The sequence below is a fragment of the Paractinoplanes aksuensis genome, from assembly GCF_024137025.1.
GTDB classification, from domain to species: domain Bacteria; phylum Actinomycetota; class Actinomycetes; order Mycobacteriales; family Micromonosporaceae; genus Actinoplanes; species Actinoplanes aksuensis.
The window spans coordinates 30,877-53,537 of sequence record NZ_JAMYJR010000037.1; the positions used below are offsets into that span (position 1 = coordinate 30,877).

Genomic DNA, 22,661 nt, shown 5'->3' on the forward strand with positions numbered 1-22,661 from the left:
ATCACGCCGCCGGGCGACCCCTCACGTGTGAGACGACCAGCTCGGGGACGGGCGTGGCCCCGTCCACCAGATGGGCCCGGTCGGGGAAGTCGAAAACGGCGATCTCGAGCTGTACGGGGTAGTCCGGGGCCTGGCCGACCCGCTGCACCACCTCGCCGTCGATCGTGAACTCGAGAGAGTTGGGGCGCCATTTCACGCCGTACGTGTGAAAAGCGGCAACGTCGATCGGCCGGGTGACCGTCCCCCACTCCTCCGTGAGCTGTGGATCGCGGAAGCGGTGCAGCCCCATCCCGATCGCCTGCGGGTCGGTGCCGAAGACCTCCATGACGCAGATCTCGCCGGAGAGCTCGGGGGCGGTCTCGATGCCGGAGAGCCAGCAGGCGATCATCGAGCGCGGGGTGATCGTGCCGCGCATCCGGATCTCGATGTCCTCGTAGAGCGGGGTGTAGCCCCAGAACTCGCCCTGCTCCTCCCGCACCCGCTGATCAGTGAGGAACGGCTGGCCGCCGACGGTGCTGCCGGCCGGGCCCGAGTAGTTCGCGCTCTGGATCCCCGACACCCGCAACGGCGTCTCGTGCACCCCCTCGGCCCACAGCGGCTGGTCGACCGGGATGCTCAGCCGCAGCTCCCCGCCACCCACCTCGTAGGTGGCGGCCGACTGCGCCCGCGAACTCCAATGGGGCAAATACCACGGCACCCAGACAGAGCGGTCCAACTCGTCCGACTCGAACCGCTCGTCCAGGGTCGTCATGGCTCAGCGCAAAGTAAGTTGGCGGCCGATCAGGCCCTGCTTGGCGCGGCGGGCGTCGGCGTCGAGCGGGCCGGTCTCGGCCAGCGTGTCCGCGTAGCGCTTGGCGAAGTCGGCCAGCGGCGCCTCCCAGTCGGCCGCCTCGGTCTCGCCCGGGATGTCCCACACCGGCACCAGCAGGCCGTGGGCCCGGAACATGCCGGCGAACTTGGTCTGCTCGCCCAGCAGCAGCTCCTGGGCGGCCGAGAGGCGCGCCAGCGCGTCGAGCGCGCGGTCCTCGGTCTCGGGCAGCACCCAGCGCACGTGGCCCTTGTCAGGGGCGACCCGGCACCAGTACGCGGCCCGGCCCGCCGACAGCCGCGCGGTCGGATAGATCGACGCGTTCGCCCGTTCGAGTGACGCCTTCACAGTCGGGTCCTCGGCCTGCTCGGCGTCGAGCCAGTACTCGAAACCCTCGTGCATCGTGATCTCGAGCGGGCTGTCGACCAGCACGTCCTGCAGGCGCGGGCCCGCACCGGGCAGGGCGGGCACCGAGACGGTGTCGCCGGGCTCGGTACGCAGGGCGCTCAGGATGGCCACGGCGAGGTCGCGCGAGACGTCCCCCGACTGCACGTGCCGCTGCAGGCCGATGAAGACCCGGCCGTCCTGGCGCGTCATGGCCGGCCAGGCCATGGGCAGCACGGTCGACAGCGTGACGGGACGATCGCCGTACTCCTCGATGATCTCGGGCCGGAGCGTGAGGGGCGCGCTGGCCGCGGGCACCAGCTCGCGCAACGCGATCCACTCCGGTTCGTCGGCCAGGCCCTCGAAGGGCCGGGCCACGAAGATGTCCCGCACCTTCTCGCGCTTGGGTGCGGACGGGCGTTGGTTACGACGCTTGCTCACGGCGAGACAGCCTAGCGCTTGCTTTGGATCAGGGGTGGGAGCGAGGCGCGGTCCAGATTTCGTCTGGGGGTGGCCCGGGGAAGCTCGGCTCCCGGGTTTGGAACCGGGCTTCCCCGGGACATCGCCAGACGGGATCTGGGCCTCGGCGCAGCCCCGGCCCTGATCCAAAGCAAGCGCTACCTTGGGCGGCCGAAAGGGACACTCCGGTGTCCTACGCGCGTGGCAACCGCACCTCGGCCGTGGTGCCGCCACCCTCGCGGGGACGCAGCGACACCCAGCCGTGCTGACGCTCGACCAGCCGGCGGACGAGATAGAGCCCGAGCCCGGCCCCCGGGTGGTGCCGCCGGTCGCCGCCCTCGGCCTGCCAGTAGCGCTCGAAGGCCTGCTCGACGTGCTCGGGGCGGATGCCGGCCCCGCGGTCGGAGAGCCGGAAGCGCAGCGTCTCTTCGTCGACCCCGGCGCACAGCTCGACCACCGACTCGGGCGGGGAGTGCTTCTCGGCGTTGGTGGCCAGTTCGGTCAGGATCGTGGCGATCGAGTCGCGGTCGCCGTACGCCTTGGGCATCTCGCCCGGCAGGTTGTCGAGCACGATGCGACGGCGCAGGTCGGCCGGCAACTCGTCGACGGCCGCGCGCAGCGCCTCGGCCAGGTCGAATGGGCCGGCCGGGGTGGCGCCGATCTCGCCGTCCTCGGTGGCCGCGGAGAGCAGGCGGTCGACCAGCCGGGCCAGCTCGCCGGCGCGGGTGCCGATGATGTGGACGGCCTCGTGGCGGCCGGTGTCGCCGAGCGATTCCCAGTGGTTGGTCAGCGTGTCGGCGTACCCCTTGATGACGGTGACTGGGGTCCGCAGCTCGTGGCTGGTGACGGCCACCCAGAGGTCGCGGCCCTCTTGCCGGCGGGCCTGCTCGGCGCTGTGCACGGGCAGGCCGTCACGGGCCGCGTAGAGGCGCCCGGCGTGGCTGGCCAGCAGCTCGAGGACGGCGTGGTGCTCGGGGCCGGGCTCGCCGTCACCGTCGCCGAAATAGACGTGCAGCGAGCCCACGATCGTGTCGCCGACCTCGCACCGGGCGCCCAGCATGCGCCGGACGTCGCCCCCCTCGACCTGCTTGGCGAACTCGTCGTTGAGCGAGTCGAGCGGGATGAGCAGGGTGCGCCCGTCGCGCAGGCGGCCGTCGGCCCGGTCGACCCGGCGGCCGATGGCGGCGCTGCAGACGCCCGTGGCGGCGATGATGCGGCCGTGGTCGGCCGCGTACTCGGCGAAGCCGGCGCCGCGGCCGCCCAGCGTCTCTTGCGCCAGGCGCACGATGTGCTGGAGCACGGGCAGCCCCGCCTCGCCGGAGTTGATCCGGTCGAGGATCGCGATCTGACCCCGGGTCAGCGCGCTGTAGTCGGGACGGTCCGGCATGCTTGCGAGTCTGCCTCGCTTCCCGACCGCAAGAGAGTGACTCACGTCACAAAGTTGCGAGGTGATCGAGCACGAAGCGGGGGCGGTCGGTGATGACGCCGTCGACCTGGTGCTCCAGGACCATGTCAAGATCGGCCTTGTCGTTGACGGTCCACACGTACGCCTGATGCCCGGCCGCCCGGATGGCTGGGATCAGCCCCGGCCGCGACCGCACCAGCGCGACCCCGGGCCCGGCTATGCGCGCGCCGAACGGCAGCTTGCCCCGGCCCACCCCGGGCGGCAGCATCTCGACCAGATAGACCGTCGGCAGCGTCGGCGCCTGGGCCCGGATGCGGCGCAACGCCAGTGCGGCGAACGACATCACGGTCACCTGCACGGCCTGGTCCGGCTGCGGTTCGGCCAGGCCGAAGCGCTGGAGCGTGCGCACGAGGCGACGCTCGACCTCGGCCCCGTACCGGGTGGGGTGCTTGGTCTCGATCAGCAGGCGGACGTTCCGGCCGCTGTCGCACACCGTCTGCAGCAGCCGGTCGAGCGTCAGCAGGCGGGAGAGCGCCGGCAACGGCTCGTCGTCCACCGGATAGCCGGGGTGCCAGGAGCCGAAGTCGAGCGAGTCGAGCTCGGCCAGGGTCTTGGCGCTGACCTTGCCGCGCCCGTTGCTCGTACGGTCGAGCCGCCGGTCGTGCACGCAGACGAGGTGACCGTCGCGGGTGAGCCGGACGTCGCACTCGAGCCCGTCGACGCCGTCCTCCAGAGCGCGGAGGTAGGCGCCGAGCGTGTGCTCCGGAAGTGCGTCGGCGCCACCACGGTGCGCGAATACCAAGGGACGGTAGTCACTCACAGTTGTGCTGCCTAGATGACCCGGGGCTGCTGCCCGCCCTCGTTGACGACCTCGCGACCGGCGGCGGCCCAGGACATCATGCCGCCGTCGAGGTTGCGCACGTTGTCCCAGCCGTTGCCCATCAGATAGGACACGACCTGGCCCGAACGGCCGCCGGACCGGCAGACGACGACCACTTCGACGTCGGCCGGCACCTCGGCCGTACGGGCCGGGATCTCCATCATCGGCACGTGGTGGGCGCCGGGTGCATGCCCGGCGGCCCACTCCTCGGGCTCGCGCACGTCGAGCAGGTAGGCGTCGTCGCCGACCTCGGCGGGGGTCACGCTTGGTACTTGGGGTCCGAACACGAGCCCTAGCGTACGGCGGTCACTTGCCGGCCGCGGCGTCCGTCCCCTTCTTGAGGTTGTCCGCCATCCAGGTGTCCATGTCGTCGGCCGCCACCGCCTTGAAGAGCGCCAGGGCCTTCTCTTTGTCCGAGACCACCACGGACTGGCCGTCGATGGTGTCGCTGCCCTTGTTGGGGCTGGTGATGAACGTGAGGTTGCTGCCCCGGACGCCGCGCATCTCTTTCGCCATGTCGGTCAGCGAGAAGTCGTTGTCGACCGTGACGGCCGCCGTGACCGCCTTGAGGAACGAGTTCAGCTTGGCCGGGTTGGTGATCGTGCCGCTGCTGGCCGCCTTGTCCATGAGCGCCTTCAGGAAGTCCTGCTGGTGCTGCATGCGGGCGAAGTCGCCGCGGGCGAACTGCTTGCGCTGCCGCACCCAGTCGAGCGCCGTGGCGCCGTCCATGTGCATGGTGCCCTTGGTGAACGTGCGGTACGGCTTGTGGATCGACTTGACGGTCTTCTCGACCTTCAGGTCGACGCCACCGAGCGCGTCGGTGACCTCTTTGAAGCCGCCGAAGTCGATGGCCATGACGTGGTCGACCTTGACGTCGGTGAGGCACTCGACGGTGTGCACGGCCCGCGGCAGCCCACCGAAGGCGAACGCCGCATTGATCTTGGCGCGGCTGCCGTCGCCGCACTTGGCGTCGTTGCTGCGCGGGATGACGACCCACAGGTCACGCGGGATCGAGATCAGCTGGGCGCTTTTGTGGTCCTCGGGCACGTGCATGAGGATCAGCGTGTCGGCGCGCCACTTGCCGGCTCCGTCGTCCTGGGCGTCGGGGTCGCGGGAGTCGCTGCCCACCAGCAGGATGTTCTGCGCGCCCTCGATGGCCTTGGCCGGCCGGTCGGGGTTGATGCCCGAGAAGGCGTCGGTGCGCTTCAGGTCTTTGTCGAGGCCCGAGGCGTAGCCGTAGAGCGAGATGCCGGCGATGAGCGCGATGATCAGAACGGCCAGACCGGCCAGCAGGGCGATGCGCCCCCAGCGCGGCTTGGGCCGGCGCCCCTTGTACGAGGTGCCGCGGCCGGGACCATCGGGGCCGACGGGACCGCCGCCGCCGTAACCGCCACCACCACCCCCGCCGCCGCGGTAGGCACCAGAAGGACGGGCCGACGCCCGGCCCGAAGACGGGACTGAGGCTCGACCGGAACCGGAACCCCCGTAGGGGGACGTGGGCGCTGACATGAAACCTAGGTTACGTACCCGTCGCACCAACTCCCTGCCATCAAACCGACACGGCACGAAGTAGGGAGACGCTCCAACAGGTGAAATGCGGGGCCGGCGACAGCCGGCCCCGCATGTCGAATTAATCGAGACTTAGTGTGCGCCGTGTCCGGTCAGCGACCGGACTTCGAGCTCGGCGTACTTCGCGCTGTCGTCCTCCTTCGAGATCACGGTGCCGATCCAGCCGCACAGGAAGCCGATCGGGATCGAGATGATGCCCGGGTTGGAGAGCGGGAAGAAGTGCCAGTCGCTGTCCGGGAACATGGCCGTGGCCGAACCCGAGACGACCGGCGAGAAGAACACCAGCACGACCGCGGCGGTCAGGCCGCCGTAGATCGACCACAGCGCGCCGGAGGTGTTGAACCGCCGCCAGAACAGGCTGTAGAGGATCGCGGGCAGGTTGGCCGAGGCGGCCACCGCGAAGGCCAGGGCGACCAGGAAGGCCACGTTCAGGCTCTGCGCGAAGATCGACAGGGCGATCGCGACCGCGCCGATGACCAGGGCCGAGATGCGGGCGACCCGCACCTCGTCCCGCTCCGAGGCCTCACCGCGGCGCATCACGTTGGCGTAGAAGTCGTGCGCCACGCTGGACGAGGAGGCCAGCGTGAGTCCGGCCACCACGGCCAGGATGGTGGCGAACGCGACCGCGGCGATCACGGCCAGCAGCACCGCGCCCCCGGTCTCGCCGCCCAGATAGTCGACGCCGAGCGCCTGGGCCAGCTGGGGCGCCGCGGTGTTGCCCGCCTTGTCCTGGGCGGTGATGTTCGCGCCACCCACCAGGGCCGCCGCGCCGAAGCCGAGGGCCAGGGTGAACAGGTAGAACGTGCCGATGATGCCGATCGCCCAGAGCACGCTCTTGCGGGCGATCTTGCTGGTCGGCACGGTGTAGAACCGGGTCAGGATGTGCGGCAGGCCGGCCGTGCCGAGCACCAGCGCGATGCCCAGCGAGAGCAGGTCCATCTTGCTGTAGAAGGTGGCCGACGCGCTGGCCGACTCGACGCCGTAGCGCAGGCCCGGCTCGAGGAAGGCATCACCCTTGCCCGACTGGGCGGCGGCGTCGCCGAGCAGCTGGGACAGGTTGAACTTGTAGTGGGCGAGCACCAGGATCGTCATCAGCAGGGCGCCGGTCATGAGCATGAACGCCTTGACGATCTGGACGTACGTGGTGCCCTTCATGCCGCCGACGATCACGTAGATGATCATCAGCGCGCCGACCAGGATGATCGTCGCCACCTTGGCCGTGTCGGCGTCCATGCCCAGGAACGTGGTGTCGGGCTTGATGCCGAGCAGCAGCGACACCAGGGCGCCCGCGCCGACCATCTGGGCGATCAGATAAAAGATCGAGACCACGATGGTGGAGGCGCTGGCCGCCGTGCGGACCGGGCGCTGACGCATCCGGAAGGCCAGCACGTCGGCCATCGTGTAGCGGCCCGCGTTGCGCAGGTACTCGGCGACCAGCAGGAGCGCTACGAGCCAGGCGACCAGGAACCCGATCGAGTAGAGGAAGCCGTCGTAGCCGTACAGCGCGATCAGGCCGGCGATGCCCAGGAACGACGCCGCCGACATGTAGTCGCCGCCGATGGCCATGCCGTTCTGGAAGCCGGAGAACTGGCGGCCGCCGGCGTAGAAGTCGGTGGCCGTCTTGGTCTGGCGGCTGGCCCAGATCGTGATGGCCAGCGTGACCGCGACGAACACCAGGAACAGGGTGATGGTGAGGCCGCGGGACGTCGAGGTGGAGACCTCGGCGGCAAGGAAGTGGGGTTCCATCAGTCCTCGCTCTTCTTGTCGTCCGTGGCGGCGGTGGTCGTGGTCGCGGTGTCGCCGGCCGTGAGGTCGGCGTGGACCTTGTCGGCCAGCGGGTCGATCTTCTGGGCCGCGTAGCGCGAGTAGTACCAGGCGATCAGGAACGTCGTGACGAACTGGAGCAGGCCGAAGATCAGCGCGACGTTGATGTTGCCGACGATCTTCGCGCTCATGAAGCCGCGTGCATATGCGGAGAGAAGGACATAGAGCGCATACCAGAGGAAGAACGCGACCGTCATGGGGAAGACGAAACTGCGCACAGTGCGGCGCAGGCGGCCGAATTCCTCGGAATCCTGGACGGCCCGGTACCTCTCGGTGGAGGACGAGGGCACTTCGGTTGTCACCGGAGTTCACCACCTTCGGGGTGGGGCGGACTTTCCGGCAACGTACGAAGACCTGGGGCTGCCCGAGGGCGACCGGGCAACCCTTGCGCCGAGTGGCGGTCTGAGTGCGCTGAGCGGGGGGTGGTGTCACTCCCTCAGCACGTGATATCGACCGCGATAGTGCAGGAGCGGGCTCGGCGCGGGCCCGGCCTCGACCTTCTCGATCACCGCTTCGACCAGAAGTGCCCAGCCCAGCACCCGCGAGGACTCGAGCCGGCACCCGGCCCACGTGTCGGCGTCGGCCGGCACCGGGCCGTAGTCGGTGTCGGTCCAGTCGTCGCCGGCGAACAGCCCGCCCGGCGCCGGCATCAGCCCGGCGAACCGGTCGGCCCGCTGCCGGTCGCCCGGGGCCAGGGTGGACACCGCGAACCGGCCGCTCGTCTCGAGCGCGGCCCAGAAGTCGCTCTCGTCGTCGATCAGTCCGAGCACCCGGCCCGGATCGCCGTCGGCCACCATGATCGACGACACCGTGAGCCCGGCCGGTCCGGCCGTCGTCCAGAGCGTGACCGGGGCGGCCAGCCGCCCGCGCAGCCGCCGCACGGGCGACTTGTCCCCCTCCGGCGTGGCGAAAGGGTCGGTGGAGTGGATTGTCACCTGGCCATTCTCGCTTTCTGCACAGATAGTGCACGACTCTGGTCGCCCGCATTGATCCAGAACTATCTTCGTTCCGGGAGGGAGGTCCCGTGCATCAGCATGTGCAGCTGAACCCGGGCGAGGTGCTGCACATCGGCGGCGAGGCGAGCGTTCAGTTCGCGGGCGCCCGGGCGCTGACCTTCCGGCTGATCCGGGTCGACCCGCGCAGCACCTACGACGGGTGGCTCTGGCTCGAGGGCTACGTGCTCGGCCCGACCGGTGTCGCGACCCAGCGCCGGCGCATCTTCGTGCTGCGCGAGGGCATCCGGCTCGCTGCTAGCGGCCCGGCGTGACCGCGGCCAGCACCTCGGGCATGCGCCGGTCGAGCGAGTCACCCGCGACTCCCGAGCCGATCAGGTAGGCCGCGCCGGCGAAGGCCACCCCCACCGGCAACCCGATCCACAGCCAGATGTCGCCGAGCAGGAAGGCCAGGATCTGCAGCGGCGCGGTGGCGATCACGATGCCGAGCATGACGGCCACCGTGAGCAGGCCCTTGGCCATCCCGCCGCCCGACGACATCGCGAACGGGCTGGTCGACGGGGGCAGCGCGAAGGCGGCCCGCACCGAGACGGGCAGCACCAGCCCAAGACCGGCGCCGTAGGTCGCGATCATCAGGCCCAGGTCGCCCGGGATGTGCTCGGCCCGGCCACCGGTCACGCCCGCGGCGATGGCGATGAGCAGCAGCAGGGGCAGGGCGAAGAGGGCGTGCGCGGCCGCCCGGGAGTGGATCTCGGTGCGGCCCGGCACCCCGATGATCATGTTGGCGGCGTACGCGTTGCCCTCGTACCCGAACTGGTTGGCCAGCGCGATCACCGCGATCAGCCCCACGAAGGCCGCCGCCGGACCGGCCGAGCCGCCGTTCACCGTGATCGACAGGGGCAGGAAGAACCCGGCCACCGTGAACGTGATCAGCGCCGCCCGCCGCCGCGTCTCGCGCCACCAGTACCGCACCTCGCGGGCCACCAGCGCGCCGAAGCGGGTGCGGGGCAGCCGCCGGCCGAGCAGCAGGCCGGTCGGCGAGCCGACGTCGCCGGCGCCGGTGCGGCCGGACGACCCGCTCGAGGCGGCGCCGACCATCGCGCTCTCCAGCGTCGCGCTCCACCACCAGAGCAGACCGGCGAGCGTGCCGGCCACGATCAAGAGCTTCAGCGGTACGGCCCACAGCCGCCCGTCGGCCACGTCGAGGCCCACGGACCAGCCCGCGGCCAGGGGCGTCCAGCCCAGCACGTCACCCAGCACGGCGAACGCGTCCCAGTCGGCGCGCTCGGCCCCGGCCAGCAGCGCCAGTTGCAGCGGCCCGAGCAGCGCGGCCACCACCGCGAACAGCACCACGGCCAGGTCACGCGACCGCCGCGACCGCAGCCCGGTGGCGAACGCGCTGGTCACCGCCCGGCTCAGGGCGACGCAGGTCAGCAGGCCGCCGATCACGCCGGCCAGCTGCGCGAAGCCCGCCCCGGCGCCACCCAGGTCGGCCGCCGTGCTGACCATGCCGAGCGTGGCGGCCAGTGTGGACAGAGCGGGCAATCCGGCCAGCGCCGCGGTGAACATGCCGAGGATCAGCGTGCGGCGGGGCAGCGGAAGCAGGGCGAATCGGGCCGGATCCAGCGACTCGTCGACCCCGAAGAACAGCAGCGGCAACACGACCCAGCCCACGACCAGCGCGGACCCGCCCAGCTGGAGCAGCATGCCGGCGACCCGGTCGTCGTCGACCACCCCGGGCACGGCAAAGACCGCATACCCGCCGATCGCGAAGAAACCGGCCATGACCACGCCCAGCACGAACAGCACGATCCGGGCCGGGCGGCCGCGCAGCCCGCTCGCGATCAGGCGCAGCTTGAGCTTGACGAACGGCCACGGCGAGACCGGCGGCCGCTGCGGGACGGTCAGAGCCACGCCAGCTCCGAGCCGGTGCTGACCCGGCCGCCGACGACCTGGACGAAGACCTCTTCGAGGGAGCGGTCGCCGCGCACCGAGGCCAGCGTGCCGTGCCGGCGCAGCACCCCGTCCGAGATGATCGCGACGTGCGAGCAGAGCCGCTCGACGACCTCCATGACGTGGCTCGAGAAGATGACCGTGCCGCCGCCGGCCACGTAGCGCTGGAGGATCTCGCGGATGCGGGCGGCCGAGACCGGGTCGACCGCCTCGAACGGCTCGTCGAGCACGAGCAGCCGCGGCGCGTGCAGCAGCGCGCAGGCCAGGCCGATCTTCTTGCGCATGCCGGCCGAGTAGTCGACGACCATCGTGCGGTTGCCGATGCCGAGCTCGAGCACGTCGAGCAGTTCGCGGGAACGCTGGTCGACCGTCGCGGCGTCCATGCCGCGCAGCAGGCCGTGGTAGGCCAGCAGCTCGGGGCCGGTGAGGCGGTCGAAGAGGCGTACGCCGTCCGGCAGCACACCGAGGCGGGCCTTGGCCGCCGCCGGGTCGGCCCAGACGTCGTACCCCAGCAGGAAAGCGCGACCAGCGTCGGGCCGCAACAGGCCGACGGCCATCGACAACGTCGTGGTCTTGCCGGCGCCGTTGGGGCCGAGCAGGCCGTAGAACGAGCCCGCGGGCACCTCGAGACTCACCTCGGACACCGCGAGCTTGGTGTCGAATCGCTTGACCAGGCCGTACAGCGACATCGCCGCGGCCTGTTCCCCCTCGCGTGGCGCCGGCACCGTCATGGGTCCGAACCTAACCGTTCGGTGCCCCCGCTGACCAGGTCATTCAGACGCGCAGAGCCTCCGGCGAGTGCAGCCGCAGCATGGTCGCGCCGACGTCGGCGGGCACCCGGCGGCTGGTCAGCAGCGAGCCGACGACCATGACCAGGAAGGCGAGGGGAACGGTCCAGGCCGCGGGCTGGCCCACCGCGTCGGCCACCCAGCCGTCGAGCGGCGGACCGAGCACGGTGATCAGCACGGCCGCCATCGAGGCCCCGCCACCGGCCAGGACGCCCGCGATCGCGCCGACGTCGGTCAGCCGTCGCCACCAGATGCCCAGCACGAGCAGCGGGCAGAAACTAGAGGCGGCCACCGCGAAGGCCAGGCCGACGACCCGCGAGACGTCCATGTTGGAGACGTAGAGCGACAGCAGCACCGGCACCGAGGCGGCGAGCACCGTGGCCAGCCGGAAGTCGCGGATCGAGCCGCTGCGGCCGGCCCGCAGCACGTCGGTGAAGACCACCCCGGCCACGCTGGTCAGCAGGCCGGACGAGGTCGAGAGGAAGGCGGCCAGTGCCCCGGCGGTGACCAAGGCGCCGAGCAGGCGGCCGAGATGACCGCCGCCCAGCGCCGCCTCGGGCAGCAGCAGGACGACAGCGTCGGTGCGGCCGGTCATCAGCAGCTGCGGGGTGTAGATGCGACCAAGCACGCCGTACAGGGTGGGTAACAGATAAAAGGTGCCAACCAGACCGAGCACTACCAGGGTCGTGCGCCGGGCCGAGGCGCCGTCGGGATTCGTGTAGAAGCGCACGAGCACATGGGGCAGGCCCATGGTGCCCAGGAAGGTGGCCAGGATCAGCGAGTACGTGACGAAGAGGCTGCCGTCGCCGCCGGGCAGCAGCCAGTCGGCGTCGAACCGGGCATCGACCGTGCTCACCACCGGCACCGCGTCGCCCGCCTCGAAGCTGAGCTGCTGACCCTTCTCGACCGGCACCCCGCCGACGGTCGCGTCCTGCTCGATCACCACGGTTGTCGCGACCGGGAAATTCGCCCCGGCCTCGGGGGTGACCAGCGGGCGGCCGTCGGACTGCCACTGCAGGGCCAGGAAGATCACCGGTACGGCGAGGGCGGTCAGCTTCAACCAGTACTGGAAGGCCTGGACAAAGGTGATGGCCCGCATACCGCCCAGGGCCACGTTGGCCGTGACCACCACACCGACCAGAAGGGCACCCCAGGCGTACGAACCACCGGCGACCGTCGTGAACGTCAGCCCGGCCCCCTGCAACTGCGGCACCAGGTAGAGACAGCCGATGAAGACGACAAAAACACTGGCCAGGCGGCGCAACGTAGGCGAGCCGAGGCGCACCTGACAGAAGTCGGGCAACGTGAAGGCGCCCGACCGGCGCAGCGGCGCGGCCACGAACAGCAGCAACGCGAGGTAGCCGGCGGCGAACCCGACCGGGTACCAGAGCACGTCGACGCCGTAGCGCAGGATCAGCCCGGCCACGCCCAGAAAAGACGCCGCCGACAGGTACTCACCGCTGATCGCGGCCGCGTTCCAGGCCGGGCTGACCGACCGCGACGCGACCAGGAAGTCCGAGGTGGTGCGGGCGAACCGCAGGCCGTAGACGCCGATGCCCACCGTCACCAGGATCACGACGATCAGACCCGGGACGAGGTACGGGTTCACTGCTCGGGCCTGCGGATCAGCGCGATGAAGTCCTGCTCATTGCGTTCCGCCCACCGCACGTAGGCCCAGCCCACGCCGATCAGGAACGGGAACGACAGGACGCCGAGCAGCAGCCAGGGCAGGTAGATGCCGAAGACCTTGACGCCGGCCACGCCCGGAGCCACCGCGAACAGCAGCGGCAGGGCGCCGAGGGCGATCACCACGACCAGGGCCAGCCGCAGCGCGAGCGCCAGTTGGGCCCGCATCAGCCCCTTGACCAGCGCCTCCCCGACCGGGGTCTGTTCCGCCAGGTCGGAGCGGGTGCGGTCGGCGGGGCGGCGGCGGGCCGCCGCTTCGCCCAGGACCACCCGCGTACGCCGGGGGGTGGCCCTGGGGTCGTCGGCGGTCATGCCCGGGAGTCTGGCAGCCGTCCCAGCTCAGCACCAGCCTTGCCCGCTACCGACCTGGCCGTTCACCAGCGTGCGGGCCCGGGCGCTGCCCAGGTTCCACGTCCGCCAGTCGCCGGGCCGCAGGTCGTCGCTGATCGCCCGCAGCACGCAGGCGCGCTGGTCGTCCGGCAGCTTCATCAGCGCGGGCACCGCGTCCGGCGACAGGTTGCTCAGATAGGCCAGGTCGATCGGCTGGTTGCTGTGCCGCAGGTTGCGCTCGGCGATCACCCCGTCGGGGTTGGCCACGGCCAGCCCGAGCAGTGCCAGCACGCCGGCCGCGATCGCCACCCGGGGCAGCCAGGGCGCCCGCAGCTTCCGGCCCGCGACCAGGATCAGCAGCAGCACGAAGACGAACCACAGCTCGCACCAGAAGACCAGCAGACGCAGCCGGGTCAGGCCGTACTCGTCGGTGTAGAGGTTGATCCGGTGCAACGCGGTCGCGGCGATGACCAGGGTGAGGCCGGTCAGCACGCCCAGGATGACCCGGATCAGGATCCGGTCGGCCGGCTTGTCGCGCGGGGCCCAGCGGGCGGCGCCGGCCAGCACGAGCAGGGTCAGGCCGACGACGAAACTCAGCTGCCAGAAGCCCTGCCGGGCCTCGTCGGCGAAGGCGCGTACGGGTTCCTGGCCCGTCGCCTGCACGAGAACGAACGCCCCGAACAGCAGCGTCAGCAGGCCGAGCGGGACGGCCCACTCCCATCGGTGCACCTTGCGGCCCTCCGTCCCGTCCAAATTGGACAAATTGGGCGGCGCCGAGCGGAGGTAGGCGGCGGCGCCGACCGAGAACACGGCCAGGCCGCCGACGAAGACCCACCGGAAGACCGTGTCGACGCCCAGATCGGGGACGAGACGCTCCAGGGCCTCCGCGAAACGCAGGTCGGCCGAGGCCAGCAGGCCGCCGAACGCGCCGAGCAGGACCACCGAGACACCGGCGGTGGCGACGATGCGTACGCCGGCGCCGCCGTTCGGCCGGTTGATCCGGGTCAGGCCGCGGGTGAGCCAGGGCAGCGCGCGGAAGGCGGCGACGAACGGCATCGTGTACGCGGCGAAGATGCTGCGCATCGACCGGCCCCCGGCCAGCGCCAGCGCGCCGGTGAGGGTGGACACCAGCAGGCACAGTACGAACAGCCAGCCGGCCGAACGGAACGTGCCGACGGCGAACAGGGCCAGGGTCGCCGTGCCCCAGGCGACCCGCTCCGGGCCGGGGCAGTAGCGGGGACGGACCACCAGGGGCGGCGGGCCGCCGGTCGCGGGGGCCGGGGCGGCCACGATCGCGGTGGCCAGGCCGGCCAGGGCGGTCAGCAGCCAGCCGACGCCCGGGCGGTCGAGCGGCAGGCTCAGCGCGGCGACCACGGCAGCCCCCGCGACCGCCGCGACCGTCAGGGCCGACGCCGGGCGGACGGGTCCGGGCCAGTGCTTCGCCCAGGGCGCGGTCGACGGCCAAGGGCCGTGCAGCACCGGGAGCGGCTTGGTCTGCGGTGCGGGTATCGGTGACGGTGCGAGAGACATCGGAACACCTCCGGAGGGCAGGGTTCATCGGGCCTCGACGGTCTTCGTCGTGGCCTCTCTTACGGCTTGATCAACTTTTGCTGGTCAGGGGCAGAGTCACGTGGATCAGGCAGCCCGGGTGCTCGGGGTCGACGGCGGCGATCGTGCCGTGGTGCAGCTGCACCACCCAGCGGGCGATGGCCAGCCCCAGGCCGGTGCCGCCGCCACCGGGCCGCTCGCCGCGGGTGAACCGCTCGAACACCCGGTGCCGCTCGTCGGGCGGGATGCCCTCGCCCTCGTCCGAGACGGCGATGAGCAGGTGGTCGTCGCGGCGCTCGGCCCGCACCTCGACCAGGCCGCCGGCCGGGCTGTGCCGGGCCGCGTTGTCGAGCAGGTTGGCGAACACCTGGTGCAGCCGCTCGCGGTCACCGGTCACGACGACGTGCGGGCAGGCGACCTTGAAGTGGACGTCCCGCCCCGAACCGGCCACGTTGACCTCGGCCTCGCGGACCACGTCGTCCAGGAAGGACGGCACGTCGATCGGCCGCCGGATCAACGGGGCCACGCCCGCGTCGATGCGGGACAGGTCGAGCAGTTCGGTGACCAGGCGGCCCAGGCGCTCGGTCTGCGCGAGGGCGGTCTGCATCATCGCGGGTTCGGCCGCCGCCACCCCGTCGACGATGTTCTCGAGAAGGCCTTGAAGAGCAGTGATGGGCGTACGCAATTCGTGCGAGACATTCGCGATGAGCTCGCGCCGCTGCCGGTCGGCCGCGGCCAGGTCGGCCGACATCTGGTTGAACGCGACCGCGAGCTCGCCCACCTCATCGGCCGAGGTGGCCCGGATCCGCCGGGTGTAGTCCCCTTGAGCCATGTCACGGGCGGCTCGGGTCATCTCGCGCAACGGTGAGGTCATGCCCCGGGCCAGGAACTGCACGATGGTCACGCCGATGACGGTCGCGGTGACGCCGGTCCAGAACGGGAACCAGCCCAGCCACAGATAGAACCAGATCAGCCCGCTGCCCCCACCGGCCAGCAGCACCATGATGATCTTCATCTTGATCGACCGCACCGGGTCGAGCGGCCGCGGCAACCAGGCCAGCGCCCGCGCGACCCGCTCGCGTATCGCCGCCCGTCTCTCGGCGCGTCGCCGCGCGATGCGGACCAGATCGCGGGTCACCGCTCGACCTCCAGCGCGTAACCCACCCCGTGCACGGTGCGAATCAGGTCGGCGCCGAGCTTGCGGCGAAGCCCCTTGATGTGGCTGTCGACCGTGCGTGTGCCGGAGGCATCGGCCCACCCCCAGACGTCGGCCAGCAGCCTTTCCCGCGGGAGGACGGTTCTCGGGTGCGCCGCGAGATGGACGAGCAGATCGAACTCGGTCGGCGTCAGATGAGCCTCGACCCCGGCCCGTACGACCCGGCGTTCGCTCTGATTGATCTCCAGATCCCCGAACCGCAGCGTGGGCGGCCCGGCCGGCACCACGGCCACCTTGGCCGCCCGTCGCAACAGCGCATGCACGCGGGCCGCCAGCTCCCGCATCGAGAACGGCTTGACCATGTAGTCGTCGGCGCCGACAGCCAGCCCCACCAGCAGGTCGGTCTCGTCGTCGCGGGCAGTGAGCATGAGAATCGGAACGGGCCGCTCGGCCTGCAGCCGCCGGCACACTTCCAGCCCGTCGAAGCCCGGCAGCATCACATCGAGCACAACAGCATCGGGCGGCGTGCGCTTCGCAGCCTCGACGGCGGCCGGCCCGTCCCCCGCCACCTCAACGGTGAACCCTTCGGCCCGAAGCCGAGCCGCCACCGCCTCAGCAATGGTCCGCTCATCCTCAACGACAAGAACGCGCCGCTCCGTCTCCACGCCACACCTCCGCCCACCGATCCAACCCCGCCCCGACGACAGCCGATGGCCCCCCGTGGCCCATCGACCTGGTCGGCAGCTTATTGATCGGGGGTGCAGGGGCGGCGGTGACCTTGTGAACAAGTTGTGCAGATGGTCGGCTCGTCGGGTTCGCGCCGTCGCCCGGACGAACCCGGAAATGTGAAGTTCTTTCGCTGGATCTTCCGGTGTGACAAATCGAAGATCGAAAAAGCGTTGATTGCGCTGTTGCCTTATTGTCATCCGGTGCGGTCAGACGAGCTCTTGGAGCTTCTCGACAAAGTCGGATCAATTGTCGGTGCAACCTTCGCTGTTCTTTCCTTTCTCGTCATGATCGGTTTTATCGTGCGATTCAAGCGAGGTGCGCGAGGATTCTTCGGGTTGCTGCTCCCGGGTACATCCGTGAGCCCGGCTGTCCGCAAGCTGCTGGAAGCTCAACGGGTGGCGGCCGAGGACTCCGCCTATCGGCCGGGGACAGCAGTGCAGCCTTTGGTCGGCGACATCTATGTGGAGCAGCAGGCCGAGCCCGTCGGGCCGGCCGGTCTCGGCGTGCTGACCGTCCTCGAAGTGCACGAGATCCTGCGGCGCGACTTTCCCGATGCGATGGTGCTCGGTGGTCCGGGCACCGGAAAGTCGACCATGGCCAAACACCTGGTGCGGGAGTCCGCCACGAGTTGGCTCGCGTCCGGCCGGTTGCGCCGGCCCGATGGGAACTTTCATCACGCGGTGGTGCTGCGGGTGCCGGCATCCGGGTTGGCGCGGGCCGCGGGCGACAGCATCGCGGAGGCGTTGCACACTTTCTTCCAGTCGGAGATCGAATCGCTGCCCCCGGACACTTTCCGCCGACGGGTCGCGCGCGGGGTCAAGTGGATGATCATTATTGACGGCACCGATGAGCTTCATTCCCCGACTCTCAGAACCCGTCTACTGGCTCTGATCCACGCCGAGCTGTCCCGGTCCGACCGCGCACTGCGATTGATCGTCACGAGTCGCGCACCACTCGAAACGGTACTCACCGACCTGACCGAGTTGCGGCTGAAGGTATTCGACAAAGAGCGTCTCGACCTGTTCGCCCGGCGATGGTTCACCTCGCGGCGCAGCAATGATCCGGCCGGAAACGCCCGGCGCTACCTGAATCGGATATCGACCGGACCGCTCGGCAGCCTGGTGCGCGTTCCGCTGATGGCGACCATGGCTGCCGTCATCTACGAGTCCGACAGCTCCGCCCGCCTCCCCACCTCGCGGACCGAGCTCTATGCCCAGTTCATCCAGGTCGTGCGGCAGTCCCGCGCCATGGACGCCGTGCTGGCCAATCTCAGCCCGTCCACGGTCGCCTGGCTCGGCGAGCGGCTCGACGACCTCTTGGCCGCCGTGGCCGCCCACACTGTCGAGCACGGGTCGAGTGGCTTGATGGACGTCGCGGCCGGCTTCTGTGCCACCGAATCGCCGGCATCAGTGCGTTCGGAACTCACTTACGGCGGCTGCCGTCCGCTGCGGGATGTGCTCCTGGGAACCTCCCTCGTGGGCACGGACGGCATCACGCTCAGTTTCATCCACCACAGCATCGCCGAGTATCTTGCCGCCGGTTCGGTCCGCAACCTGACCGCACATGTCGAGCGGCTGATGGACCCGGACAAGCGAAGCTTGGCCCTGTTCTGCGTCGCGCGGGCCGGTCGAGCCGCGCGAACCGTGGCCGATCTGCTGACCGCCCGGCCCCCGGATCCTCTGCGGGCCGGCTACCTGCTGCTCGACGGGGTCGACCTTGACCGGGTCACCAGGCAGCGGGTGGTGCTGGGTCTGGGTGGCTTGCTGGCCGATGAGAGCGACTGCGCCGGTGAGGTTCTGACTATCCTCACGGGTCTGGCCATTCACGATGCGGCCGTGGCTCAGATGCTGTTCTCGTGGGCGGGATCGTCCAAGGCGTCGCCCTGGGTGCGGGCGTTGGCCGCGGACAAGGTGGCCGACTTCGACCCCGACCGCGGGCATCGCCTGCTCGTGTCGCTGGCCGCGGATCGGGGACCGCTCAGAACCCATGAATGCCGGCTGTGGGCCGCGCGTCGCCTCGTCAGCCGGGGCCACCCCCTCGGTATCTATCTGCTCGAAGGTATCGAGGTCTGGAAGGCTCCGGCGAGCGGCGACAGGGCCATCGGCACCGCCCGGGTTCAGGTCGCGGGCGGCGCGCTGGTCGCCATCGCCTACCGCGAGATCGCCGTCGATCCGAGACAGAGTCTCATCGTCCGGGCCGAGTCGGCCCTCGAATTGACCGGCGACGATCCCGCAGTTCTCGAGGTTCTGCACAACATTTGCCTGGATCCGTCGGCTCCGGCCGATGTGCGCCGCAAGGCCGCCGGCTCGCTGTGCACACGACCCGGCACCGCCGGTGTGGCGGCGATCAGCAAATTTCTGCGCGAACCGGCCGTACCCGAGGACACCCGGGCGATCGCCGTGCGAGCCATCGGCCGGCGGACCGACGAGCTCTGCGGCGAGATCCGGACTGTGCTGAGAGACGTGCGCGTCAGCGGCACCACCAAGCGAGCCATCCTCAATCAGATGCAGTGGCGGGGGAACGCGGAACTGTCAGTGGAAATCGTTCTTGATCGGACTGCGGCCCCCGTCCTGCGCATCGAGGCGGCTCGCTTCCTGAGCACCCGGGGCGGGGTGACCGAAGCGATGCGCGTGCTGTGCATCGACGGAAGCGCACCGGCCGAGGCGCGGATTTTCGCTGTCACGTCGCTGCAGAGCTCCGCCGGCCGGGCCGATCTGGCCCGGCTGGCTCAGATGGCGACCAACCGGAACGAGGACAAGCGGCTTCGCTATTACGCGGCGATGGCGCTCCGGTCCTGCCAGGATCCGACCGGGAACGCGGTGTTGCGCCAGCTGGCCGAGACAAAGCACGACGATCCCTGGCTGGCGACGATGATCGCCAAGGCGAGCGGCCGCTCCGTGCCTCGTGCGCGCACGAGCCAGGAGGTGCTACTGCCGGTCGGTTCCTCGTCGGCCCTGACCGCCCGGTCGGCGGGAACGGCGGACGGCCCGGTACCACCGGCACGTCGGCCACCTCTCACCGACAACCCGGCCAAGCTCCGGCGAATCGTCCGGAGCCGGACGGCGGACACCGGCCGCCGTGAGGCGGCGGCCGCTCGTCTTCTCGAACTGGGTCCCGAATTCCTCTGGTGGCTGGTCGACCAGGCCGCGCCCTTCCGCGGCCACTGGTTGCAGGACTTCCTGATCGCGGCCCTGACCGCCGGTCAGAATCAGGACGACATCGAGCGATGCCGGATCCTGGTCACCGACGATTCGGTCAGCATCGAGCTCCGGCAGCGGCTCGCGGCCTACCTGGTCGAACGGGGCGACCCGGACGACCTGTCCCGGATACGGCCGATGGTGACCGAGCCGTCGGTCGACACCAGGGTCCGGGAGATGCTCGTCGAGAGCTTGCTGGCTCGCCGCGAACCCGAGGACGTGGCGGCGCTGGTCAAGCTGGTGCGATCACCGATCGACTCGCGATTGGCCAAACGGGCCGTCGAGCAGCTCATGGCCGCCGATGAATACGACGCCGTACGCCGGTTGTGGCCGACCTTGTGGGACGACGACTGCGCGGAAAGTGTGCGGCTGACCCTGGGCGAGACGCTGGCGTACGTCGGGACCCGCGCCGATCTCGACGAACTGGGCCGACTGGTCGCGAACGCCGCCACCGGGCCCTATCTGCGGCTGCGGGTCGCCGAGATCCTCAGCCTGCGAGGCGACGCTCTCGGCCGCGAGGTGCTGCGAATCCTGGTCTGCGACCGGTCGGCCGACACCCGGTTCCGAATGCTGGCGCTCGCGCGCATCGCGACGGTCCGGGAGGAGGCGGACCTCCGGACGATTCGCGAGGTGGCAGACAGCCGCGACAGCCCGCTCGACCTGCGGATGGCCGCTCTCTCGGCCCTCGCGGTGGTCGGCGCCACCGAGTTCGACCGGATCCTCGAGATCGGTGCCGACCCCGGCAACCCGGCGGCGCTGCGTGAACAGGCGGGGCGGACACTGGCCCAACTCGGCGACGAGCGAGGACTGCAGGTTCTCGAGATGCTGCAGCCATCGTCGGCCACACCCCGTGTCTTCCGCGCGATCTTAGGCCGATCCGACTAGCGAGATCCCACAGGGCCTGCCTGAGCCTGTGGATAACTCTGTGGACAAGCCTGTGAGGCTGTGGATAAGTGTGTGGATGGGTGTGCCAGGGTCAGCGGGTCCAGTCGTGTTTTACGGCTCTGATCAGGCGATCCTTTAGTTCTCGGGTGTGGCGGCGGCTCACCGGGAGTTCTATGCCGTCGACGGCGACCACGTAGCCCGAGCCGGTCAGGCGTAGTTCGGCGATGAGGCGGATCTGGACCAGGTAGGACCGGTGGATGCGGACGAAACCCGCGTCGGCCCAGCGCTCGGCCAGGGTGGCCAGGGAGACCCGTACGAGGTGGGAAGCATCTGAGGTGTGCAGGCGGGCGTAGTCGCCCTGGGCCTCGACCCAGCGGACCGAGCTGCGGGGCAGCATGCGGGTCGTGCCGGCCAGCTCGACGGGGATGGTGGGCTCGTCGGCGGGCTGGGTGGGGGCCGCGGCGGGCACGGGGCGGGAACCGGCCACGCGGCGCAGGGACTCGCCCAGGCGTTCGGCGCGGACGGGTTTGCGCACGTAGTCCGTGACGCCCAGGTCGAAGGCGTCCACCGCGCCGTCGTCGTACGCCGTCACGAAGACGATCGCCGGTGGGCGGGCGAAACGGCGCAGGATGCGGGCCAGCTCCATGCCGTCCAGGCCGGGCATCCGGATGTCGAGGAAAACCGCGTCGACCTCGGTGTCGCGCAGCACGCGCAGCGCCTCGGTGGCGTCGCCGGCGCGGTGCACGTGTGCGACCCGGCCGTCGGCGTTGAGCAGGTAGGCGAGTTCGTCCAGGGCGGGTGGCTCGTCGTCCACGGCCAGCACGACGAGGCTCATGCCCGTACCCCGGGATGGAATTTCGGCACTCGCATGCTCACCTTCGTTCCGGCGCCGGGCGCGGTCTCGACGACCAGGCCGAAGTGGTCGCCGAAGACCGAGCGCAGCCGCTCGTCCACATTCGCCAGGCCCACGTGCTGCCCGTCGTCGGTCTCGGGCATGCCTGCGGCGAACACCGCCGGGTCGATGCCGACGCCGTCGTCCTCGACCGTGATGTGGCATTCGGCGCCGGCGTCCTGGGCTTCGATGCTCACCATACCGACGCCCGGCTTGCGGGACAGACCGTGCCGGATGGCGTTCTCGACGAGGGGCTGCAGGCACAGGAACGGCAGGCCGACCGGCAGCACCTCGGGCGCGATCTGCAGGCGTACCTGAAGGCGGTCGCCGAACCGGGCGCGCTCGATCGTGAGATAACGGTCGATCGAGCGCAGCTCCTCGGCCAGCGTGGTGAAGTCGCCGTGGGCCCGGAACGAGTAGCGGGTGAACTCGGCGAACTCGAGGATGAGCTCGCGGGCGCGTTCGGGGTCGGTCCGCACGAAGGACGCGATGGCGGTCAGCGCGTTGTAGATGAAGTGCGGGCTGATCTGGGCGCGCAACGCTCGCACCTCGGCCCGGGCCAGCCGCTCCCGCGACGAGTCGAGCTCGGACAGCGCCAACTGCGATCCGGCCCAGCGGGCAGCTTCCAGAGTCGCCTGTACGAGGCCCGGCGCGGGCTGGTCGTCAGCGACGGCCACGAGGACGGCGGTGGCCTGCCCGGCCAGCCCGGTCAGCGGCGCGACCACGGCCCCTCGGACCACGCAGTCGACGCGGTCGCAGGGCAGGTCGGACGAGCCCAGCACGATCGAGCGGTGGCTCTCGAGGGCCCGGGTGGCGGCCTCGGTGAACTGGTCGCTGTGGTGGCTGCCGCGGCCGTCGAAGGCCAGGCACTGCTCGCCGTCGGAGATCGTCAGGCCGGCTGCGCCGACGAGCGTACGCAGGTGCCGGGCAGCCTTGGCGGCCGTGCTCGGGCTGAGTCCGGCCCGCAGCGGGTCGGCGGCCAACGCGGCGGTGTGCAGGACGTCGTACGTGGCCCGCTGCATGGCCGTGGCAATACCGCGACGAGCCCTCAGCCGTACGACGGCCACGACGGCCGCGGCCAGGGCGGCCAGCACAGCAAGGACCGCCAGCACGCTGCCCACCTGTCCGGCCACGCAGCAGATAGTGGTCGTTCCGGGCGCTGCCGTCCAGCTGTCATACCGTATTGGCAGGGTGCCAATTGGGATTACCCGTGAG

Annotated in this window: 20 protein-coding genes; 2 read left to right on the forward strand and 18 right to left on the reverse strand. The window is 70.5% G+C overall.

What is annotated here, in order from left to right:
• Position 1 precedes the first annotated feature (1 nt).
• From M1L60_RS32565 to M1L60_RS32605, 9 genes are all read right to left on the reverse strand, one after another.
• A complete protein-coding gene (locus M1L60_RS32565) occupies positions 2 to 751 on the reverse strand; it encodes a glycoside hydrolase family 16 protein (RefSeq protein WP_253241389.1) in 750 nt (249 codons plus the stop codon).
• Between the two features lie 3 nt (positions 752 to 754).
• Complete coding sequence (locus M1L60_RS32570; RefSeq protein WP_253241390.1) at positions 755 to 1,633, reverse strand: DUF5926 family protein; 879 nt, start codon at positions 1,631 to 1,633, stop codon at positions 755 to 757.
• A 211-nt stretch (positions 1,634 to 1,844) separates the two neighbouring features.
• Positions 1,845 to 3,038, reverse strand: a complete 1,194-nt coding sequence (locus M1L60_RS32575) for a sensor histidine kinase (RefSeq protein ID WP_253241391.1) — start codon at positions 3,036 to 3,038, stop codon at positions 1,845 to 1,847.
• 46 nt (positions 3,039 to 3,084) lie between these two features.
• On the reverse strand, positions 3,085 to 3,876 hold the full coding sequence (locus M1L60_RS32580) for a glycerophosphodiester phosphodiesterase (protein ID WP_253241392.1): 792 nt from the start codon (positions 3,874 to 3,876) through the stop codon (positions 3,085 to 3,087).
• Positions 3,877 to 3,887: 11 nt separating this feature from the next.
• Entirely contained in the window at positions 3,888 to 4,223 is a 336-nt protein-coding gene (locus tag M1L60_RS32585) for a rhodanese-like domain-containing protein (protein WP_253241393.1), read from the reverse strand.
• Positions 4,224 to 4,242: 19 nt separating this feature from the next.
• Complete coding sequence (locus tag M1L60_RS32590; RefSeq protein WP_253241394.1) at positions 4,243 to 5,445, reverse strand: LCP family protein; 1,203 nt, start codon at positions 5,443 to 5,445, stop codon at positions 4,243 to 4,245.
• 132 nt (positions 5,446 to 5,577) lie between these two features.
• On the reverse strand, positions 5,578 to 7,251 hold the full coding sequence (locus M1L60_RS32595) for a monocarboxylic acid transporter (protein WP_253241395.1): 1,674 nt from the start codon (positions 7,249 to 7,251) through the stop codon (positions 5,578 to 5,580).
• Positions 7,251 to 7,631, reverse strand: coding sequence for a DUF485 domain-containing protein (locus M1L60_RS32600; protein ID WP_253241396.1), 381 nt, complete (start codon positions 7,629 to 7,631; stop codon positions 7,251 to 7,253). Before M1L60_RS32600 ends, M1L60_RS32595 begins: the two co-directional genes overlap by 1 nt.
• A gap of 126 nt (positions 7,632 to 7,757) precedes the next feature.
• Complete coding sequence (locus M1L60_RS32605) at positions 7,758 to 8,264, reverse strand: flavin reductase family protein (RefSeq protein WP_253241397.1); 507 nt, start codon at positions 8,262 to 8,264, stop codon at positions 7,758 to 7,760.
• A gap of 89 nt (positions 8,265 to 8,353) precedes the next feature.
• On the opposite strand from M1L60_RS32605, the gene M1L60_RS32610 reads away from it, so the two are divergent.
• A complete protein-coding gene (locus tag M1L60_RS32610) occupies positions 8,354 to 8,596 on the forward strand; it encodes a hypothetical protein (RefSeq protein WP_253241398.1) in 243 nt (80 codons plus the stop codon).
• On the opposite strand, the gene M1L60_RS32615 is transcribed toward M1L60_RS32610, so the two are convergent.
• The 7 genes from M1L60_RS32615 to M1L60_RS32645 form a co-directional block, all read right to left on the reverse strand.
• Positions 8,580 to 10,196 (reverse strand): ABC transporter permease, encoded by a 1,617-nt coding sequence (locus M1L60_RS32615; RefSeq protein WP_253241399.1) that lies wholly within the window; start codon positions 10,194 to 10,196, stop codon positions 8,580 to 8,582. The genes M1L60_RS32610 and M1L60_RS32615 overlap by 17 nt on opposite strands.
• Positions 10,187 to 10,966 carry an ABC transporter ATP-binding protein gene (locus M1L60_RS32620; RefSeq protein WP_253241400.1) on the reverse strand — a complete coding sequence of 260 codons (780 nt, stop codon included), beginning with the start codon at positions 10,964 to 10,966 and terminating at the stop codon, positions 10,187 to 10,189. The genes M1L60_RS32615 and M1L60_RS32620 overlap by 10 nt, the downstream gene beginning before the upstream one ends.
• A 43-nt stretch (positions 10,967 to 11,009) precedes the next feature.
• Positions 11,010 to 12,632 carry a sodium/solute symporter gene (locus tag M1L60_RS32625; protein WP_253241401.1) on the reverse strand — a complete coding sequence of 541 codons (1,623 nt, stop codon included), beginning with the start codon at positions 12,630 to 12,632 and terminating at the stop codon, positions 11,010 to 11,012.
• Positions 12,629 to 13,021, reverse strand: a complete 393-nt coding sequence (locus tag M1L60_RS32630) for a DUF485 domain-containing protein (RefSeq protein WP_253241402.1) — start codon at positions 13,019 to 13,021, stop codon at positions 12,629 to 12,631. The genes M1L60_RS32625 and M1L60_RS32630 overlap by 4 nt, the downstream gene beginning before the upstream one ends.
• A gap of 27 nt (positions 13,022 to 13,048) precedes the next feature.
• Positions 13,049 to 14,569 carry a DUF4153 domain-containing protein gene (locus M1L60_RS32635; RefSeq protein WP_253241403.1) on the reverse strand — a complete coding sequence of 507 codons (1,521 nt, stop codon included), beginning with the start codon at positions 14,567 to 14,569 and terminating at the stop codon, positions 13,049 to 13,051.
• Between the two features lie 70 nt (positions 14,570 to 14,639).
• Complete coding sequence (locus M1L60_RS32640) at positions 14,640 to 15,725, reverse strand: HAMP domain-containing sensor histidine kinase (protein ID WP_438862180.1); 1,086 nt, start codon at positions 15,723 to 15,725, stop codon at positions 14,640 to 14,642.
• Positions 15,722 to 16,408: a response regulator transcription factor gene (locus M1L60_RS32645; protein WP_253241404.1), complete on the reverse strand. Its 687-nt coding sequence runs from the start codon at positions 16,406 to 16,408 to the stop codon at positions 15,722 to 15,724. The genes M1L60_RS32640 and M1L60_RS32645 overlap by 4 nt, the downstream gene beginning before the upstream one ends.
• A gap of 132 nt (positions 16,409 to 16,540) precedes the next feature.
• Here M1L60_RS32645 and M1L60_RS32650 point away from each other — a divergent pair, with 132 nt between their 5' ends.
• Complete coding sequence (locus M1L60_RS32650; protein WP_253241405.1) at positions 16,541 to 20,554, forward strand: NACHT domain-containing protein; 4,014 nt, start codon at positions 16,541 to 16,543, stop codon at positions 20,552 to 20,554.
• 91 nt (positions 20,555 to 20,645) lie between these two features.
• On the opposite strand, the gene M1L60_RS32655 is transcribed toward M1L60_RS32650, so the two are convergent.
• Together M1L60_RS32655 and M1L60_RS32660 are read right to left on the reverse strand one after the other, a co-directional pair.
• A complete protein-coding gene (locus M1L60_RS32655) occupies positions 20,646 to 21,389 on the reverse strand; it encodes a LytR/AlgR family response regulator transcription factor (protein ID WP_253241406.1) in 744 nt (247 codons plus the stop codon).
• Positions 21,386 to 22,579, reverse strand: coding sequence for a sensor histidine kinase (locus M1L60_RS32660; protein ID WP_253241407.1), 1,194 nt, complete (start codon positions 22,577 to 22,579; stop codon positions 21,386 to 21,388). The genes M1L60_RS32655 and M1L60_RS32660 overlap by 4 nt, the downstream gene beginning before the upstream one ends.
• Positions 22,580 to 22,661: the final 82 nt, after the last annotated feature.

Excerpts from the sequence above, each read along its gene's own strand:
- M1L60_RS32565 (WP_253241389.1), bottom strand. The coding sequence starts at position 751 with ATGACGACCCTGGACGAGCGGTTCGAGTCGGACGAGTTGGACCGCTCT.
- M1L60_RS32575 (WP_253241391.1), bottom strand. The coding sequence starts at position 3,038 with ATGCCGGACCGTCCCGACTACAGCGCGCTGACCCGGGGTCAGATCGCG.
- M1L60_RS32590 (WP_253241394.1), bottom strand. The coding sequence starts at position 5,445 with ATGTCAGCGCCCACGTCCCCCTACGGGGGTTCCGGTTCCGGTCGAGCC.
- M1L60_RS32595 (WP_253241395.1), bottom strand. The coding sequence starts at position 7,251 with ATGGAACCCCACTTCCTTGCCGCCGAGGTCTCCACCTCGACGTCCCGC.
- M1L60_RS32620 (WP_253241400.1), bottom strand. The coding sequence starts at position 10,966 with ATGACGGTGCCGGCGCCACGCGAGGGGGAACAGGCCGCGGCGATGTCG.
- M1L60_RS32630 (WP_253241402.1), bottom strand. The coding sequence starts at position 13,021 with ATGACCGCCGACGACCCCAGGGCCACCCCCCGGCGTACGCGGGTGGTC.
- M1L60_RS32635 (WP_253241403.1), bottom strand. The coding sequence starts at position 14,569 with ATGTCTCTCGCACCGTCACCGATACCCGCACCGCAGACCAAGCCGCTC.
- M1L60_RS32650 (WP_253241405.1), top strand. The coding sequence starts at position 16,541 with ATGGTCGGCTCGTCGGGTTCGCGCCGTCGCCCGGACGAACCCGGAAAT.
- M1L60_RS32655 (WP_253241406.1), bottom strand. The coding sequence starts at position 21,389 with ATGAGCCTCGTCGTGCTGGCCGTGGACGACGAGCCACCCGCCCTGGAC.